The organism is Thioalkalivibrio sp. HK1, assembly GCA_000583135.1.
In the GTDB taxonomy this organism is placed as follows: domain Bacteria; phylum Pseudomonadota; class Gammaproteobacteria; order HK1; family HK1; genus HK1.
On sequence record JFBG01000110.1, the window covers coordinates 1 to 1,119 of the forward strand.

Consider the following 1,119-nt stretch of genomic DNA (forward strand, 5'->3'; position numbering starts at 1 on the left):
TCGGCGACATGAGCGGTGGTGCCGCTGCCGCAGGTCGGATCCAAGACCAGATCGCCGGGGTCGGTGGTCATCAGGATGCAGCGCTGTATCGTGCTATTGGCGGTTTGGACGACATAGCGTTTATCGCCGGCGGACATTTGCGTGGACCAGATATTGTGCAAACGTCGGCCCGGAACTTCTTCCTCGTACCATTTCCAGCTCAATAAAGAACCTTCTTGTTCTGCAGCATCCAACCGACCGAGATCGGCCAAGCGATCCAATCCCTCTTTCGAGACGCTCCAGTGTCTATTATTGGGGCAAGGAAATTCTCTGTCTTTCCAGAGATAGGCCTCCGATCGACCGGTCGTGGAATGCCCTATAGATGTGATACTCGTTCGCTTATAAAGTCGGGCATTTTCAGGAAGATATTTTTCCGGATCCTGCATCTCTTCTTCGGTCAGTTTTCTACACTCCCCGTTCTCCAATTCGACCATGGCATGCCAACTGAAAAAATCAACGATTTCACGACGATTCAACTGTTGATAAGGCTGCCTAAATTTAATCCTCTCTTTATCCTTGGCATACCAAAGCAGATAGTTCGATACATCGGGCAGGGTCTTGGCCGAACTGCCACCGGTAGAAGCATAAGTGATCGTGGTCACCCGATTGTCGGCGCCGAAGATCTCGTCCATCACCAGCCCCAGCCGGTGTACGTTTTCATCGCCGATCTGAACGAATACGCTGCCGCTTTCGCTCAACAACTCCCGGATCAGCAACAAGCGATCGCGCATATAGGTCAAATAGGAATGAACGCCCAGCTCCCATGTATCCCGGAAGGCTTTGAGCATTTCGGGTTCGTGGGGGAGATCCTCGGCGCGCCCGTCCTTGACCTCTTTCTTGCTGACGAAGGCTTGGAAGTTGCTGCCGTACTTGACACCATAAGGCGGGTCCATATAGATACATTGCACCTTGCCCGCCATCGATTCCTTGCGCAACAAGGAATTCATCACCAACAGGCTATCGCCGGCGATCAGTCGATTGCTCCAGTTATCTCGATGGCGATAGAACTCGACGGCCTCTCGAAGCGGGGTATTGCGCTCGGCCTCGAAAAACCCTAGTTGTAAAGGTGTATTACCCCCC

Annotated in this window: 1 protein-coding gene; it reads right to left on the reverse strand. The window is 52.7% G+C overall.

Going from position 1 to position 1,119, the window contains the following annotated elements; translation table 11 throughout:
* Positions 1-1,119, reverse strand: a 1,119-nt coding sequence (locus BF99_RS23170; RefSeq protein WP_025772658.1) for a site-specific DNA-methyltransferase, incomplete at both ends; no start/stop codon positions are given.